This window comes from Aeromonas sp. 603607 (assembly GCF_049171595.1).
GTDB lineage: Bacteria > Pseudomonadota > Gammaproteobacteria > Enterobacterales > Aeromonadaceae > Aeromonas > Aeromonas veronii.
Map to the genome: position 1 here is coordinate 1 of NZ_JAAKOV010000029.1, position 15509 is coordinate 15509.

Genomic DNA, 15509 nt, shown 5'->3' on the forward strand with positions numbered 1-15509 from the left:
AGGCGTAAATATCAAAGTGTGTTTGTATGAGGCCCTGGGGCGCCCCATGCAACACGTAATTGGGACATAGCCTTTTTATTGCTCTTTAGCGGCTTGTTGCCATCCTCACAGAATTTGTGTCGCCGCTTACCTTTTGCATCGAATCAAGTATACTTGTGCGCGAATTTAAAGAGCCAAATTGTAAAAAGGAAATTCACGTGAATCCTATTGTTAAGTCATTCCAGTACGGTCAACACACCGTCACACTGGAAACCGGTGTGATGGCCCGTCAAGCCACTGCGGCCGTTATGGTCAGCATGGACGATACCTGTGTATTTGTGACCGTCGTAGGCAAGAAAGAGGCCGATCACGGCCGTGATTTCTTCCCGCTGACCGTCAACTACCAGGAGCGTACCTATGCTGCTGGTCGTATCCCGGGTGGTTTCTTCCGTCGTGAAGGCCGTCCGAGCGAAGGCGAGACCCTCATCTCCCGTCTGATCGACCGTCCAATTCGTCCGTTGTTCCCGGAAGGCTTCTTCAATGAGGTTCAGGTGGTTGCCACCGTCATGTCCGTGAATCCGGCAGTCTCCCCCGATATCGTTGCCATGATCGGCGCCTCTGCTGCGCTGGCCATCTCCGGCATTCCGTTTGGCGGCCCGATCGGTGCTGCTCGCGTGGGTTACATGAACGGTCAGTATGTGCTGAACCCGACCACCACCGAACTGCCACAAAGCGATCTGGATCTGGTTGTTGCCGGTACTGCCAACGCCGTACTGATGGTTGAGTCCGAAGCGGCCATCCTCTCCGAAGAGGTGATGCTGGGCGCCGTGGTATACGGTCACGAGCAGATGCAGACCGTTATCAACGCCATCAACGAATTTGCCGCTGCCGTCGGCACCAAGCCGTGGGACTGGACTCCGCCTGCCGTCAACGAAGCGCTGAAAGCCAAGGTTGCCGAGCTGGCGAGCGCCGAGCTGGGTGAAGCCTACCGCATCACCGAGAAGGCTGTTCGTTACGAAACCATCGCGGCCATCAAGGGTCGTGTGGTTGAGCAAGTTATCGCTTCCGGCGTGGAAGAAGATGCCAAGAAGATCGGCGAAGAGTTCCACAGCCTGGAAAGCCGCATCGTTCGTGGCCGCGTAGTGCGTGGTGAGCCGCGTATCGATGGTCGCGATCCGGAAATGATCCGTGCCCTGTCTGTCGCTACCGGCGTATTGCCCCGTGCTCACGGTTCTGCCCTGTTCACTCGTGGTGAAACCCAGGCTATGGTCGTTGCGACCCTGGGTACCGAGCGTGACGCCCAGAACATCGACGAGCTGACCGGCAACCGTGCCGATCGCTTCATGCTGCACTACAACTTCCCGCCATACTGCGTCGGTGAGACCGGCATGATGGGTAGCCCGAAGCGTCGTGAAATCGGTCACGGCCGTCTGGCCAAGCGCGGCGTTGCTGCCGTGATGCCGAGCGCCGCCGAGTTCCCGTACGTGGTGCGCGTGGTCTCTGAAATCACCGAATCCAACGGCTCCTCCTCCATGGCGTCTGTCTGTGGTTCCTCCCTGGCGCTGATGGATGCCGGTGTGCCGATCAAGGCCTCCGTCGCCGGTATCGCCATGGGTCTGGTGAAGGAAGAAGAAGGTTTCGTCGTGCTGTCTGACATTCTGGGTGACGAAGATCACCTGGGCGACATGGACTTCAAAGTAGCCGGTACCACCGAAGGTGTGACCGCGCTGCAGATGGACATCAAGATCGAAGGCATCACCAAAGAGATCATGGAGATTGCCCTGAAGCAAGCTCGTGGCGCCCGTCTGCACATCCTCAAAGTGATGGATGAAGCAATCCAGGCTCCCCGTGCCCAGATCTCTGATTTCGCACCGCGTATCCACACCATCAAGATCAATCCTGAGAAGATCAAGGACGTGATCGGTAAGGGTGGTTCCGTGATCCGTGCGCTGACCGAAGAGACCGGCACCAACATCGAGCTGGATGATGACGGTACTGTACGTATCTCCGCCGTGGCCAACGAAGCTGCCATGGAAGCGATCCGTCGCATCGAGGCCATCACCGCCGAGATCGAAGTGAACCGCATCTATGAAGGTAAAGTTGTCCGTCTGGCCGATTTTGGTGCATTCGTCAACATTCTGCCGGGCAAAGATGGTCTGGTACACATCTCCCAGATCACCGACGCTCGCGTGCAGAACGTGGCTGACCATCTGACCATCGGTGACGTGGTCAAGGTGAAGGTACTGGAAGTGGACCGTCAGGGCCGCGTACGTCTCTCCATCAAGGAAGCGAACGCTCCGACTGATGCAGCCCCGGCTGCTGATGCTCCGGTTGCTGCCGAAGCGCCTGCCGCAGAGTAATCTGTCCTCCTGAACCGGATTCTCCGGTTGCAGTAAAAAGTCCGGCGCCCTTTGGGGCGCCGGACTTTTTTATGCGCTCAGACTCATCACGCCGAAGTTGGCTCTCTGCTCAGGATGTGGTGGGCATTGCCGGAGCCTCAAGAGGTCAGGTTAGAAAAGTGTCGCGAAGGGGGAGGGAGAGCGGTGTGGGAGAAAGGAGCCTGAGGATTCAGGCTCCTGATAAGGATCAGGCCTCGTTGGCGTGGGCCTTCTGACACCCTTCGACGGCGTGAGCAATCAGTTCCAGTGCGCTCTGGTCGCAGGGGGGCAGTTCCGCCTCGCACTTGTTGATAGGGGTAACACGATCGCCCCACTTGATGATGGCTGCGCCCCAGGTCAGGCCGGCACCGAAGGCGGCAGTCAGCAGATAGGAATTCGGCTTGACGCGCCCCTGCTCCAGCGCTTCGCACAGGGCGATAGGTACGGTAGCTGCGGAGGTGTTGCCGTAGTTTTCGATGTTGACCATCACCTTCTCCATCGGCGCATTCATCCGTTTGGCGAGGGTCTCGATGATGCGGATATTGGCCTGGTGCGGCACGATCAGGTCGACCTGCTCCGGCGCAATACCGGCCTGCGCCAGCACAGTGCTGGTGGCCTCACCCATGCCGCGCACAGCACGTTTGAAGATCTCCGGCCCTTCGAAGTTGAAGGTGAACAGGCCATCGATATCGGCAAAACGCACCCGGTCGGTACCGAAGTTCGGTACATGCAGGATCTCCCGCGCTTCGCTGTCGCAACCCAGCTTGTTGGCGATCAGGCCACACTCCTGCTCGCTTGCCTCTATCACCACGGCACCGGCACCATCGCCAAACAGTACGGCGGTATCGCGGCGTGCCCAGTCCAGCAGGTAGGTGAGGCGCTCGGCACCGATCACCAGCACCTTCTTCATCATGCCGGTCTGCACCAGCGAGGTGGCGACCGAGAGGGAGTAGACAAAACCGGTACAAGCAGCGTTGAGATCAAACACGGCTGCATTGACGGCGCCCAGCTTCTTTTGCACCGCAGAGGCGGCGCTTGGCAGCAGGTTGTCCGGGGTGGCGGTGGCCAGGATGATGCCATCGAGATCGCTGGCTTCCAGACCGGCGCAGGCCAGTGCGCGGCGACCGGCCAGGGTGGCGAGATCCGAGGTGCTGACATGGGAGATCCGGCGGGCCTTGATGCCGGTGCGCGGATAGATCCACTCATCTGACGTATCCATGATGGTGCTGAGGTCGTCGTTGGTCAGCACGGAGGGAGGCAGGCATTTGCCCCAGCCGGTGATATTGGCGTATTTCATCTTGTTACCGCTTCTCAAGTGGATCGCCCGCGGGCGGAAAATCGTGCAATTATGCCGTACGAGACAACCACTGTCATCTTGTGGTCATGGTTATGTGCAGGGGGCTCAGCTGTGCTATCTGGTCGCAAAGGGCTGCAACGCGCGGAACATGGCTGGAAATTTTGCTTAAAACGCGGGACTCATCTGCCCTAAGATAGGCGTTTCACCACCGATGAGGGTATCTCCTTGCTCAGAGCCAATCTCAACTTGTTGCCGACCCTCAAGGTGCTGCTGGAGACCCGCAATATCAGCCGCGCCGCCGAGCTGTTGCACCTGAGTCAGCCCTCCATCAGCAAGCAGCTTGCCCAGTTGCGCAGCGAGTTTGATGACGAGTTGCTGGTGCGGGAGGGGCAACGCTGGCTGCTGACGCCACGGGCCGAACTGTTGGCCGCCCAGCTGGCGGATTCTCTCGGTGCGCTGGAGCGGCTCTACGAGGCGCCCGGATTTGACCCGAGCCGCTGCGAGCGGGTATTTCGGCTCGCCTCCTCCGATTATGTGGCCCAGCATATCCTGCCCGATATCTGTGCCGCGCTCGCCAAAGAGGCGCCGTTGGCGGCGCTGGAGTACAGCCTGTGGGACAAGCGTCAGCTGCCGCAGTTGTGGCAGTCCGAGCTGGATCTGGTCTCCACCATCACCGAGCAGGTACCGGATCAGATCCGTGGTCTGCATCAGGGGGAAGATCGGCTGGCGGTGTTGATGGGACGTCACCACCCGCTGGCGGGCAAGGCGCTGAGTCTCGATGACTATCTCGCCTGGCCTCACCTGCAGGTGAGCGGGGGAGGCGACAAGGACAGCCCGGTGGAGCAGGTGTTGGCGCCGCAGGGACTGAGTCGGCGCTGGTTTGCCAGAGTTCCCTTCTTTCAGGCGGCAGTGGAGGTGTTGCTGCGCACCGATTGCCTGATGACCACCCCGGCCCATATCGCCTGGCAGCTCTCCTGTGGCCATGAGCTCACCTTTGTCGATCTGCCCTTTGCTACCCGCGACCAGCAGTATCATCTGCTGTGGCATCAGCGCCACCATCAGGATCCAGCCCACCGCTGGTTTCGCGAGCTGGCCTACCCCTTCCTGCGGGATCATCTGCAACGCACCGTTGGCGAGAGTCGCAAGCTGCTCGATCTCGGCGGTTAGCCCCGGTCAGTTGTGTGGCGTTATAGCCATGGGTTATGGAATCTATTCATAACTTTCACTACTGGCATAATGGCTCAGCCCGTACCCTGAGTGCAGGTCATCATATCGAGCACAAAAGAGGAAAAGCATGGAACTGACGAGTTGGCTGGCACTGGCCGCAATCTGCGTGATGGGGGCCATCAGCCCGGGGCCGAGTCTGGCGCTGATCATCCGCAACACGGTGCAGGGCGGGCAGGGGCATGGCGTCGCTACTGCGCTTGGCCACGGCCTCGGGGTTGGTATCTATGCGCTGGTTACCGCGCTTGGCCTCTCCATCCTGATCACCCAGACCCCGATCCTGTTTGATCTGATCCGCTACGGCGGTGCAGCGTTTCTTGCTTGGCTTGGGATGAAAGCCCTGCTGGCAAAACCAGCCAGTGGTGAAGCGAGTGAAGAGGTTCACCAGCGGCGTGGTCGGCAGGGAGCCTTTGAAGGTTTTATGGTGGCCTTTCTCAATCCCCAGCTGGCGGTCTTCTTCATCGCCCTGTTCAGCCAGTTTGTGCGGGCCGATACCGGTTGGAGCGAAGGGGGCATCATGATGCTCACCGCGGGCGGGATCGATGCCGTCTGGTACGTGCTGGTGGCGCTGGTGCTCTCCCGCGGGCCGGTGCTGGCGTGGCTTAAAGCCAAATCCTTTGTGATCGACAAGGTGAGCGGCCTGGTGCTGCTCGGGCTGGCGCTCAAGGTGGTTATCTAATCCTGTATTTCGCAGATATCTTAAGCGGGATCAAGGCACGCGGGTGGTGAATGGGCTAGAGTAGCGCCCATTTGCTGTCCGCCCTGATCCCGAGACCATGCACCAGAACAAGCACCCATTAAGCCACAATAACCGGTTGGAGCTGCTGGCTCCGGCCAAGAACCTCGCCTACGGCATAGAAGCCATCAACCATGGTGCCGATGCCGTCTACATGGGTGGCCCTGCCTTCGGCGCCCGCAGTGCGGCGGGCAACTCCATCGAGGATATCGAGGCGCTGGCGCGCCACGCCCACCGTTTCGGTGCCCAGGTCTTTGTCGCCTTCAATACTTTGCTGCACGATCACGAGCTGGAGCAGGCCCGGCGGCTGACCCACCAGATCTACGAAGCCGGTGCCGATGCGCTGATTGTGCAGGATATGGGGCTGCTGGCCCTCGATCTGCCACCCATCGCGCTTCATGCCAGTACCCAGACCGACAACCGCACGCCGGAGAAGGTGAAGTTTCTGCAGGATGTGGGCTTCTCTCAGGTGGTGCTGGCGCGCGAACTGTCGCTGGCGCAGATCCGCGAGATCAGTGCAGCGACCAATGTGCAGCTGGAGTTCTTTATCCACGGCGCGCTCTGCGTCTCCTACAGCGGCCAGTGCAACATCAGCCACGCCCGTACCGGCCGCAGTGCCAACCGCGGTGAATGTGCCCAGCTCTGCCGTCTGCCCTGCTCGCTGCAAAAGCCGGATGGTGAAGTGCTGGTGGCCGACAGTCACCTGCTGTCCCTCAAGGATATGGATCAGACTGACAACCTGGAGGCTTTGATTGAGGCGGGGATCCGCTCCTTCAAGATTGAAGGGCGTCTCAAGGGGCTCGATTACGTCAAGAACGTCACTGCCTGGTATCGCCAGAAGCTGGACGCCATTCTCGACAGCCGCTCCGATCTGGTGGCCGCCTCTGCGGGTCGTTGCAGCTACAGTTTCACGCCTGACCCCAAGAAGAGCTTCAACCGCGGCAGCACCGATTACTTCCTCCATGGCCGCCAGCAGGGGATCGACTCCACCAAAAGCCCGAAATATGTGGGCGAACCGCTGGGGCGTGTCACCAGGGTGACCCGTGACGGTATCGAGATCGATGGCAAACAGGTCACCCTCAACAACGGCGACGGTTTGGGCTTCTTCAAGCCGAACAACGAGCTGGTGGGGATGCGCCTGAACAAGGTCGAAGGTAAGCAGTTACTCCTGTCGGAGCGTATGCCGGGGCTGAAGGTGGGTACCGAAATCTACCGCAACCACGATCAGGCGTTCAGCAAGATGCTGGAGAAGGCGAGCGCGGATCGCCGCATCCGGGTCGATATGGTGCTGGCAGAGTGCGATGAGGGCGTGAGCCTCACCCTCACCGACGAGCAGGGCATTAGAGCCGCGGTGACCCTGCCTTGCGACAAACAGCCTGCCGACAACCCGGAGCGGGCGTTGCAGCAGGCGCGTGATCAGCTTGGTAAACTCGGCAATACCCTGTTTGTGGCGCGCAAGATTGAGTTGGCATTCACTCACCCGCTATTTATCGCCGCATCACAGCTCAACGGCTTGCGCCGGGATGGTATCGCCGCGCTGGAGGCGGCGCGGGTGGCCAGCTACCAGCGCCCCGAGCGACGTATCGCCCTGCGGGATATCAGCTATCCCCAGCACCGTCTCTCCTACCTTGGCAACGTGCTGAACAGCGCGGCCGAGCAGTTCTTCCGCGAACATGGGGTGGAGCGGATTGCTCCCGCCTATGAGGCGAACAAGGAGGAGCGGGAAGTGGTGCTGATGATCACCAAACACTGCATCCGCTACAGCCAGAACCTCTGCCCAAACGAGGTGCCCGGTCTCAAGGCCGAGCCGCTGGAGCTCAAGATGGGTAAAGACACCTTCCGCCTGCGTTTTGACTGTAACCGCTGCGAAATGCATGTTATGGGCAGCCTGAAACGCTGATCAATGAGCCCCTTTCTCAGTCCGGAAAGGGGCAATTTTTTATCGCAGGCGCTCTTCTCAGACTCCTTTAATTGCCCCTCTCCAGCGCCAGCAGTGCTTTTTTAATCTCCAATCCCCCCGCATAGCCGGTCAGGCTGCCGTTTTGGCCGATCACCCGATGGCAGGGAATGATGATCGAGAGTAGATTGCGGCCGTTTGCCGCGCCCACTGCTCGCACCGCATCCGGTTTGCCGATGGCTCGGGCAATATCGCTGTAGCTGCGAGTTTCGCCGTAGGGGATGTCGCACAGCGCTTGCCACACAGCTTGTTGAAAAGCAGTGCCACGGGCGGCAAGGGGCAGGGAGAAGCGCTGCAAGCGACCGGCAAAATAGGCGTCAAATTCGGCGAGGAAGGGGGCCAGTGCCCCGTGATCTTGCTGCCAGCCACTCATATCGGGCAGTGCCCGCAGGCCCGCCACAAAGTCCACGTGCACCAGACCGGATTCATTGATGGCGACCAGCAGATCGCCGCAGCGGGTCGGCAGGATATCGTAGCGGATCATGGGGTTATCTCCTGTTGTTGGGTATCTGGCTGTTGTTCATTGCTGGTGGCATGGAGCAGCAAATCGGGCGCTTCACTCATGGCATGCCACAGCCAGCTGGCCGCATAGCTGCGCCACGGCTGCCATGCTGCGCTTTGCGCCAACCCCTCTTTTACCGGCAGCTTGGTGCCGCCTCCGAGTGCCTTTTGCAGCACCAGATCGGAGGCGGGGAAGGCATCGGTATCCAGCCCGCAACGCAGCCGCCAGTAAGAGACCGTCCAGGGGCCTATACCCGGCAGCGCCAGCAACTGCTCGTCACTGGCTGTCGTGAGGGTCAGCTCGCCACTGGCCAGCGCCAGCGCCACTCCGCGCAGGGTGCGAATACGGCTGCCGGGCATGCCGATACCGTCGAGATCGAGTTCGCACAACTGGGCGGGGGTCGGTAGTTGCGCCACCCCGAATTGCGCCTCGGTACGGGCTACCAGTCGCCCGAGTATGGTGATGGCCCCCTTGACCGAGACCTGTTGGCCGACGATGGCGCGCAGCATTACTTCGTACTCATCCCAACCACCTGGCAGCCGTACGCCGGGCCAGCGCGCTTGCAAGCGGGCGAGCAGCGGATCCTGACCGAGCAGATCACCGATCCGCTGCATATCGGCATCGAGATCCCACATCCGGCGCACTCGATAGAGCAGATCGGGTAGCGCCGCGAGCGGCAGATCATGAACGGTGAGTTGCAGGCTGTGCCCCTTGCCCTGCGCGATGCGCACCAGCGCGACCTGATCACCGACCTGGTAGCGCCGCTCATACACCTCGCCATCTACCCGCTCCAGCCCGGGGATCGCACGCAGCCGGTAGAACGCCAGCATGGCCGCTACGTCATACGGGGGGCGATAGGGCAGTTGCAGGGTCAGGGGGGCGCCGCGCGGCTCCGCACTTATGTGTTCTGGCGCGTCAGCGTGCTGCTCCTGCTGGCGCAGGGTGCGTGGGGCCAGTCCGTATGCGTTGAGCCAGGCGTCATTGAAGCGGCGGATGCTGGCAAATCCGGCGGCAAACGCGATGTCGGTAATGGGCAGCCCGGTTTCAGTCAGCAGCCGTTTCGCGAGCAGCAGGCGGCGCGTCTGCTCCACCTGTTTTGGCGAGGCGCCGAGGTGCTGCTCGAACTGGCGGCGCAGGGTGCGTTCGCTTATCCCTGCCTCAGTGGCCAGTTTGGCGAGCGTGCCGTCAGCCAGCTCGCCGCGATCGATGCGCGCCAGCAGACGTGCCAGTTCAACCGGCAGATCGCCACGGGCGGCGGGGGCCAGCTCAGGGCGGCAGCGCAGGCAGGGTCGCAGGCCATACTGCTCGGCGGCCGCGGCGCTTTGGAAGTAGCACACGTTGTGCTCGTGCGGTGGCCGTGCCGGGCAGACTGGCCGGCAGTAGATGCCGGTCGAGATGACGCCGGTAAAAAAACGGCCATCAAAGCGAGCGTCGCGGGCGAGCCGTGCGGCGTGACACTGTTCACGGCTGAGGGTGTTGATCACCTCATCCGGTGACAACTCAGGGCTTGGTTTTGCATTCATGGTGTTGGCGGCTTTGCTGGAATAGATGACAAGAGAGTAAGGGGGCGCGGGGGCCGTGACTAGCCAGAAGCGGACAGGGATAGGAAAAATCGGCCGCAGGTTTCGTTGCACTCTTCCATGTCGACTACCCCTTCATTTTGTTTACCACTGTGCACGGGTAGCAGAGCCCATAGCGGATAGATGGGGGCGCAATGGGTTTAACTTTATTTGTATTGCGAGATTAGTTGTGATGAGAAAGGCTTGGAAATTAACAATGGATCACATAATTAGCTTTTTTACATTGAGCATTACAATTTTGTGTTGTTCAATTGAGTCGGTTAATTTTTGATGATTATTAAGTCATCGCATCTACGGCTCAGGGCCGACCAATAACAACACTTGCCAAGGATGATAAGTGAACGACTGTAAGGCATGGCCCCATTGCTGGGGGTTTAGTCTGATCGAGTTGTTGATCGCCATGACGGTTGTCAGCATTCTCGCAGCCATCGCGTTGCCAGCGTATCAGGGTTATCTGCAACAGGGACGTCGTTACGAAGCGCAGCAGCAACTGCTGGAGCAGGCGCTCGCCCTCGAACGTATCTATACCCAACAGGGCCGTTATCCCGACACGTTTGCCACTCCTTCCAACACGGATTTCTACCAGTTCAGCTACAGCCAGCAAGATGCTGGCGACTACCTGCTCAAAGCCATTCCAACGACGCGACAACAGGATGAGTGCGGCACTCTGACCCTAGATCAGACCGGTTATCGCGCGGCCAATCGCCATGACTGCTGGGGATCATAAGATGAACGTGCGCGGATTTACTCTGATTGAGTTGATGATCACGGTCGGCATCGCCGCTATTTTGCTGCTAGTCGGGTTGCCCTCCATGAGTCAGCGCCTCGCGGCCGAACGACTCGATCGCAGTGCGACCGAGCTCGCGTCAGCCTACCGCTTTGCCCGCAGCGAAGCGGTCAAGCTGACCCTGCCGGTGGTACTGCAGGGCACCGAGAACGGTGGCTGGGAGGTGATGGCTGACAGCAAGTTGCTGCGTCAGGCGGCAGCACCTGCTGGCGGAGTGGTGATCAAACCGTTTGAGCCGATCCGGATCGCGCCAACCGGCAGCAGCAGCCACGCCGAGATCACTCTGGCCAATCGCCTCGGTGAGCAGCGTGTACTCTGCGTGGCCCCGAGCGGTCAGCTGCTGCAAGGGAGCTGCTCATGAGACACGCCGCACTTGCCCGTCAGCAGGGGTTCAATCTGGTGGAGATCATGGTCTCCATGGTGTTGGCGGTGATGGTGTTTCTTGGTCTCGCCAAGGGGCAGGTGGTCTCGTTGCAGCAGGCGCACTATAGCCTGCAGAGCACCCTGGCCACGATCGAGGCGAGCAACAGCGTGGAGCAGATCTGGGGTTCGCTGTGCGAAGTGCAGCGCAAGCCGGAGCGGTTCACCCAGGGCGATTTTCTTGCCCGCTTCACCCTGCTCGAGGGCCACCAGCTGGTGCTGCCGAGTCGCTACAGCGACCACTTTGTGGTCGCCATCGAGTGGCGTGATGCGCGGATCTCCGGTGCCAAGCGGGTTGAGCTGAACGCAGGATTTCCACCACTATGCTGAACGTTCCCTTCCGACAGCGAGGTGTCAGTCTCGTCGAGCTGATGATCTCCATGGTGCTCGGTCTGATGCTGATGCTGGCGATTTTTGCCGGTTACGTGCCCATCAAGAGCACGGTCGAGCAGAGCAAGGCGCTGGAGCAGGCGAACGAAGTGCTGCGCTTTGCCACTCTCACCTTTACCAACAGCATCAAGCAGGCGGATCAGCTGATCGCGGTCACCCCTGATAGCCTGACGCTGGCGTTCAAGGTGGAAGGGGGCAGTCAGGTGCTCTCCTGCCTTGGCAACCAGAAAACCGCCGATTTTACCGAGCAGTACCGCTTCACGCCGCCGGTACTCAGTTGCGATGACGGGGATGGCCCGCGTCTGTTGCTGGCCCATCTTCAGGATCTTGAATTCGGCCAGCAGGGTGCGTTGGTCAATATCCGCATCTTGCCCGAAGGGCTGCCCAGCTATCTGGCGCCGGGGGTCGAGGTGCAGGTGGCACGCCGCAAGGCGGTCTGGGCGGCAGCACTGGCCACATCCGGTGCAGGAGGAGCAGGATGAACAAGGGATTGCAGGGGCAGCGGGGAGCCGTATTGCTGGTGGTGCTGGTGGTGAGCCTGCTGTCGAGCCTGCTGGTGTTTACCAGCATTCAGGAGAATCAGCTGCAAACCCGCCTGAGCGGCAATTTTCACAAGAAGATCAATGCGCAGCTCAGTGCCGAGCAGGGGATGAACGACAGTTATCGCGCCCTGCATCAGGCGCTCGGCGCTGAACCACGGATAGAGTGGGATCAACTGGTGCAGAAGGTGCCAAGCAATGGCGAAGGAGCCATGGCGGGCAGCCGCTTTCGCATCGATCAGCTGGATGCCTCTACAGGCAGCAAGTTGGCGTTGCAGAGCCATGGCCGTTATCTGGAGGGCAATGCCAGCCTCAACGCCCTGTTTGCCCTCAAGCGCGAGCCGGGCAATCTCATCTTTCAGGATTCGGTGGTGGCGTGTGAAGGGTTGAGCCTCTCTGGGAGCGGTTTTATCGACAGCTACGATTCGCGCAAGGGGGCGTACAAGGAGTCTGTTTCCGGGACTCTTAATCAGGGGCAGAACGCCAAGGTGGCGACCGTCAGCGACAAGGCCAATGTGGTGCTCGCCGGGCACTCCCCCATCTGGGGTGATGTGCGGGCGACCGGCTCGGTGACCTTAAACGGCTCTTCACCTGTTGCGGGTAATGTACTTGCTGGCGGCGATATCACCATTTCTCCCTCTGATGGGGTCGTCAGGGTTGAGGGCAGCGTGAACGGGAGTGGAAATTTTGCCTTGCAAGGGGGGCATATTGCCGGAGCTGTTGCGATCAATGGGGATGTTTCTATGGGTCATGGCACAAGCATTGCTGGCGACAAGTTGAACTATGGTGGGAACGGGGCATTCCTTGATGCCAAGCATCAGAAGTATCTGGATCCCCAATATCGCGCTCATCCCAAGCTACCGCCTGTGGCCGGGCAGGTGTGTGACCCGCTCAATGTGGCAGCGTTGCCCAAATCGTTCCCCCCTGCAACATTGCCCATCAATGGCCCGCTGACGCTCGGGGCCACCCAGCAGATGGTGCTGACCACGGATCCCTCCACCGGCTCGGTAACCAGCAGCAACCAGCACAAGCCCGGGCTACCGTTCCCCGGCAAGGGGGAGCTGTTTGGCAAGGAACAGACTATTTACAAGCTCGACAGCCTCAATATGGGGGCCGATGCCAAGCTCACCATCAAGGGGGATGTGGTGCTGCTGATCGACAAGGATTTCACCATGACAGGCAGCAACAAGTTGACGGTGAGCGAGGGGAGCAGCCTGACCCTGATCGTCAGCGGCAAGGTCGATCTTGGGGCCGGTGCCGAGGTGACGGCAGCCAAACAGGGGCTGACCGCTGGCGGTACGCCCGCTATCTCCATCTATTCCGCGTATAGCGGCAAGGATGGGGTCAAGCTGTCGGGCAATACGCCGCTCTATGCCGCTCTCTATGCCCCGCTCACCGAGATGAAGATCAGCGGAAGTGGCGGTCTGTACGGGGCGGTGCGTGCCAAGCACCTGACCGAGAGCGGTGCGGGCGGTGTGCACTATGACGAGGCGCTGGGCATGGCAGATCTGGGGGACGATCAGGGGCCGCCTCCGACGTTGGCACTGCGGCAGTGGCACTTTGTGCAGTGAGGCTGGCGAGCCGCTAAAAAGGATCGAATGGGGCGCGCAACTGTGAGAAGGTGGAGATCTGTCCACCCAGTCGTTCACTGTTGAGGAGTGCTCCATGCCAGGCCCAGCTCGTGCCGGTGCCCTGATCTATGCCAAGGATCCGGGCCTGCTGACCCACTTTTACCGTACATTGCTGCAGATGGTGGTCTGCAGTCAGGATGAGCAGTTGGTGGTGCTGGAAAACAGCGATATCCAGCTGCTGATCCACGCCATTCCCGAGCCTTATACCGGGCAAGTTGTTATCAAGCGGCCGCCGGAATTGCGGGAAGAGGGGGCCATCAAGCTGTTCTTCACCGTCTCCAGCCTCGCCTGGGCAGAAGCGAAGGCGGCGGATCTCGGCGGCGGCCTGTTGCCACAGCAGTGGACGGGGCCCGGCTTTGTGGTGCGCAACGCCTTCGACCCGGAGGGCAATATCCTGCAACTGCGCGAGTTGCTGGGTTCCCCTGATCCTCTCTGAATCCTTTCTTTGTGCAGCATTGCTGTGACGGTGTGCTGTGCCATGCACCGCCATAAAAGCGGGGCCCTGTAGTGGTCAACTAAAAAGGGCCCCGTTCTGTTGTTAGCTTACTGTGCTCATTACTTCAGGTAACGCTGTTCCAGATGCTGGCGCAGCCAGTGCGGGTTGAGCGCTTCACCGGTGGCGCGGCGCACCAGCTCGTCGGTGCTGTGCAGGCTCCCCTGTGACCAGATGTTGCGTCCGAGCCAGCCGAAGATTTCCGGCAGGCGGTCCGCCGTGATCACCTCACCCATGCTGCCCAGCTCTTTCTCGAGGGCAAAGCGCAGCTGGGCGGCATACATGGCGCCCAGGGTGTAGCTCGGGAAGTAGCCGAACGAGCCGTCGGTCCAGTGAATATCCTGCATGCAGCCATTGCGGTAGTTGCCCTTGGTAGAGAGCCCCAGCCACTGCTGCATCTTGGCGTCCCACAGCTCGGGGATGTCGGCCACCTCGATCTTCCCTTCCACCAGATCGCGCTCCAGCTCGTAGCGCAGGATAACGTGGGCCGGATAGGTCACCTCGTCCGCATCGACCCGGATAAAGCCCGGTTCGACCCGGCTGTAGAGCTTGGTCAGATTGTCCGGCGCAAACGCCGCCTGTTCGCCGAAGTGGTGACGAATGCGTGGCGCCAGCAGCGCGAGGAAGGCCGGATGATGCCCCAGCTGCATTTCACAAAACAGGCTCTGGCTCTCGTGGATTGCCATAGAGCGCGCTTCGGCCACCGGCTGACCCAGCAGATGGCGCGGCAGTCCCTGCTCGTAACGAGCGTGACCGGTCTCGTGCACTATGCCCATCAGGCTGGAGACAAACTCCTGCTCGTTGTAGCGGGTGGTGATCCGCACATCGGTCGGCACGCCGCCACAGAAGGGGTGACTGCTCACATCGAGGCGGCCGTGGGCGAAATCAAAGCCGAGCAGTCCCATCACCTCCTGACCGAGCGCTTGCTGGGTGGGGATGGGGAAGGGGCCTTGCGGCAGCAGCAGGGCATCGCCCTTCTGCTGTTCACTCACGGTCTGGATAAGAGCCGGCAGCCAGCTGGCGAGATCGCCGAAGATCTGATCGAGCCGTGCGCTGGTCATGCCCGGCTCATAGAGCGCCAGCATGGCGTCGTAGGGGCGCACGCCAAGGGCATCGGCCCGCAGCTGCGCCACTTCACGGGAGAGTTTCACCACCTCCTCGAGATTGGGGGCAAAACCGGCCCAGTCGTTGTTCTTGCGCTGGCTGCGCCAGGCGTGCTCGCACTTGCTGCCAGCGAGCGACAGCGCTTCGACCAGCTCACCGGGCAGCAGGCTGGCATCTTGCCACTGGCGCTTGATCTCGCCGAGGTTGGCACGTTGCACTTCATCGAGTGGCTCACTCTCGGCCTTGGCAATCCAGTCGCCCAGCTCGGGAGCGGTGCGCTTCTGGTGGATCAGCAGACCGAGTTCGGCCATTGCTTCGGCGCGGGCATCGTTGCCCCCTTCCGGCATCATGGCCGCCTGATCCCAGCCGCAGATGGCGGCGAGGTGGCTAAAGCGGTGGATCTGCTGCTGATGTTGTTCAAGCTTTTGATATGACATGGGATTGTCCTTGTTATCGTCCCTGATGGTATGCCGCCCCGTACCTGGCATGATC

The 15509-nt window shown here is 60.5% G+C and carries 14 protein-coding genes; 10 read left to right on the forward strand and 4 right to left on the reverse strand.

What is annotated here, in order from left to right:
- The first annotated feature begins 197 nt into the window (after positions 1 to 197).
- Positions 198 to 2339 (forward strand): polyribonucleotide nucleotidyltransferase, encoded by a 2142-nt coding sequence (gene pnp, locus G5315_RS20115; protein ID WP_216951943.1) that lies wholly within the window; start codon positions 198 to 200, stop codon positions 2337 to 2339.
- A 226-nt stretch (positions 2340 to 2565) separates the two neighbouring features.
- On the opposite strand, the gene G5315_RS20120 is transcribed toward pnp, so the two are convergent.
- A complete protein-coding gene (locus tag G5315_RS20120) occupies positions 2566 to 3654 on the reverse strand; it encodes a ketoacyl-ACP synthase III (RefSeq protein WP_184234440.1) in 1089 nt (362 codons plus the stop codon).
- A gap of 225 nt (positions 3655 to 3879) precedes the next feature.
- Between G5315_RS20120 and G5315_RS20125 the strand changes: the two genes are divergently transcribed.
- From G5315_RS20125 to G5315_RS20135, 3 genes are all read left to right on the forward strand, one after another.
- The gene (locus tag G5315_RS20125; protein ID WP_115522808.1) at positions 3880 to 4821 is read left to right on the forward strand and encodes a LysR family transcriptional regulator; all 942 of its coding nucleotides are present in this window, start codon (positions 3880 to 3882) and stop codon (positions 4819 to 4821) included.
- Between the two features lie 127 nt (positions 4822 to 4948).
- Positions 4949 to 5557: a LysE family translocator gene (locus G5315_RS20130; protein WP_216951940.1), complete on the forward strand. Its 609-nt coding sequence runs from the start codon at positions 4949 to 4951 to the stop codon at positions 5555 to 5557.
- 97 nt (positions 5558 to 5654) lie between these two features.
- The gene (locus tag G5315_RS20135) at positions 5655 to 7514 is read left to right on the forward strand and encodes a peptidase U32 family protein (protein WP_421333870.1); all 1860 of its coding nucleotides are present in this window, start codon (positions 5655 to 5657) and stop codon (positions 7512 to 7514) included.
- A gap of 67 nt (positions 7515 to 7581) precedes the next feature.
- On the opposite strand, the gene G5315_RS20140 is transcribed toward G5315_RS20135, so the two are convergent.
- Both G5315_RS20140 and G5315_RS20145 read right to left on the reverse strand, forming a co-directional pair.
- Positions 7582 to 8055, reverse strand: coding sequence for a methylated-DNA--[protein]-cysteine S-methyltransferase (locus tag G5315_RS20140; protein WP_421333871.1), 474 nt, complete (start codon positions 8053 to 8055; stop codon positions 7582 to 7584).
- Complete coding sequence (locus G5315_RS20145) at positions 8052 to 9596, reverse strand: AlkA N-terminal domain-containing protein (RefSeq protein WP_421333873.1); 1545 nt, start codon at positions 9594 to 9596, stop codon at positions 8052 to 8054. The genes G5315_RS20140 and G5315_RS20145 overlap by 4 nt, the downstream gene beginning before the upstream one ends.
- 394 nt (positions 9597 to 9990) lie before the next feature.
- On the opposite strand from G5315_RS20145, the gene G5315_RS20150 reads away from it, so the two are divergent.
- The 6 genes from G5315_RS20150 (at position 9991) to G5315_RS20175 (ending at position 13856) form a co-directional block, all read left to right on the forward strand.
- The gene (locus G5315_RS20150; RefSeq protein WP_005358530.1) at positions 9991 to 10380 is read left to right on the forward strand and encodes a type IV pilin protein; all 390 of its coding nucleotides are present in this window, start codon (positions 9991 to 9993) and stop codon (positions 10378 to 10380) included.
- A 1-nt stretch (position 10381) separates the two neighbouring features.
- Positions 10382 to 10801 (forward strand): GspH/FimT family pseudopilin, encoded by a 420-nt coding sequence (locus G5315_RS20155; RefSeq protein ID WP_042656730.1) that lies wholly within the window; start codon positions 10382 to 10384, stop codon positions 10799 to 10801.
- Positions 10798 to 11190: a type IV pilus modification PilV family protein gene (locus G5315_RS20160; protein ID WP_421333875.1), complete on the forward strand. Its 393-nt coding sequence runs from the start codon at positions 10798 to 10800 to the stop codon at positions 11188 to 11190. The genes G5315_RS20155 and G5315_RS20160 overlap by 4 nt, the downstream gene beginning before the upstream one ends.
- The gene (locus G5315_RS20165; protein ID WP_421333877.1) at positions 11184 to 11732 is read left to right on the forward strand and encodes a PilW family protein; all 549 of its coding nucleotides are present in this window, start codon (positions 11184 to 11186) and stop codon (positions 11730 to 11732) included. Before G5315_RS20160 ends, G5315_RS20165 begins: the two co-directional genes overlap by 7 nt.
- A complete protein-coding gene (locus G5315_RS20170) occupies positions 11729 to 13360 on the forward strand; it encodes a DUF7305 domain-containing protein (RefSeq protein WP_421333879.1) in 1632 nt (543 codons plus the stop codon). The genes G5315_RS20165 and G5315_RS20170 overlap by 4 nt, the downstream gene beginning before the upstream one ends.
- Before the next feature lie 94 nt (positions 13361 to 13454).
- Positions 13455 to 13856 (forward strand): VOC family protein, encoded by a 402-nt coding sequence (locus G5315_RS20175; RefSeq protein WP_159143128.1) that lies wholly within the window; start codon positions 13455 to 13457, stop codon positions 13854 to 13856.
- A 119-nt stretch (positions 13857 to 13975) separates the two neighbouring features.
- Here the strand turns inward: G5315_RS20175 and G5315_RS20180 are convergent, their stop codons facing one another.
- Complete coding sequence (locus G5315_RS20180) at positions 13976 to 15454, reverse strand: carboxypeptidase M32 (RefSeq protein ID WP_421333881.1); 1479 nt, start codon at positions 15452 to 15454, stop codon at positions 13976 to 13978.
- Positions 15455 to 15509: the final 55 nt, after the last annotated feature.

What these genes read in the sequence shown, in the direction of transcription:
- G5315_RS20135 (WP_421333870.1), top strand. Translation starts at nt 5,655, where the DNA reads ATGCACCAGAACAAGCACCCATTAAGCCACAATAACCGGTTGGAGCTG.
- G5315_RS20170 (WP_421333879.1), top strand. Translation starts at nt 11,729, where the DNA reads ATGAACAAGGGATTGCAGGGGCAGCGGGGAGCCGTATTGCTGGTGGTG.
- G5315_RS20180 (WP_421333881.1), bottom strand. Translation starts at nt 15,454, where the DNA reads ATGTCATATCAAAAGCTTGAACAACATCAGCAGCAGATCCACCGCTTT.
- G5315_RS20175 (WP_159143128.1), top strand. Translation starts at nt 13,455, where the DNA reads ATGCCAGGCCCAGCTCGTGCCGGTGCCCTGATCTATGCCAAGGATCCG.
- G5315_RS20145 (WP_421333873.1), bottom strand. Translation starts at nt 9,596, where the DNA reads ATGAATGCAAAACCAAGCCCTGAGTTGTCACCGGATGAGGTGATCAAC.
- G5315_RS20165 (WP_421333877.1), top strand. Translation starts at nt 11,184, where the DNA reads ATGCTGAACGTTCCCTTCCGACAGCGAGGTGTCAGTCTCGTCGAGCTG.
- G5315_RS20140 (WP_421333871.1), bottom strand. Translation starts at nt 8,055, where the DNA reads ATGATCCGCTACGATATCCTGCCGACCCGCTGCGGCGATCTGCTGGTC.
- G5315_RS20130 (WP_216951940.1), top strand. Translation starts at nt 4,949, where the DNA reads ATGGAACTGACGAGTTGGCTGGCACTGGCCGCAATCTGCGTGATGGGG.
- G5315_RS20120 (WP_184234440.1), bottom strand. Translation starts at nt 3,654, where the DNA reads ATGAAATACGCCAATATCACCGGCTGGGGCAAATGCCTGCCTCCCTCC.
- G5315_RS20155 (WP_042656730.1), top strand. Translation starts at nt 10,382, where the DNA reads ATGAACGTGCGCGGATTTACTCTGATTGAGTTGATGATCACGGTCGGC.
- G5315_RS20160 (WP_421333875.1), top strand. Translation starts at nt 10,798, where the DNA reads ATGAGACACGCCGCACTTGCCCGTCAGCAGGGGTTCAATCTGGTGGAG.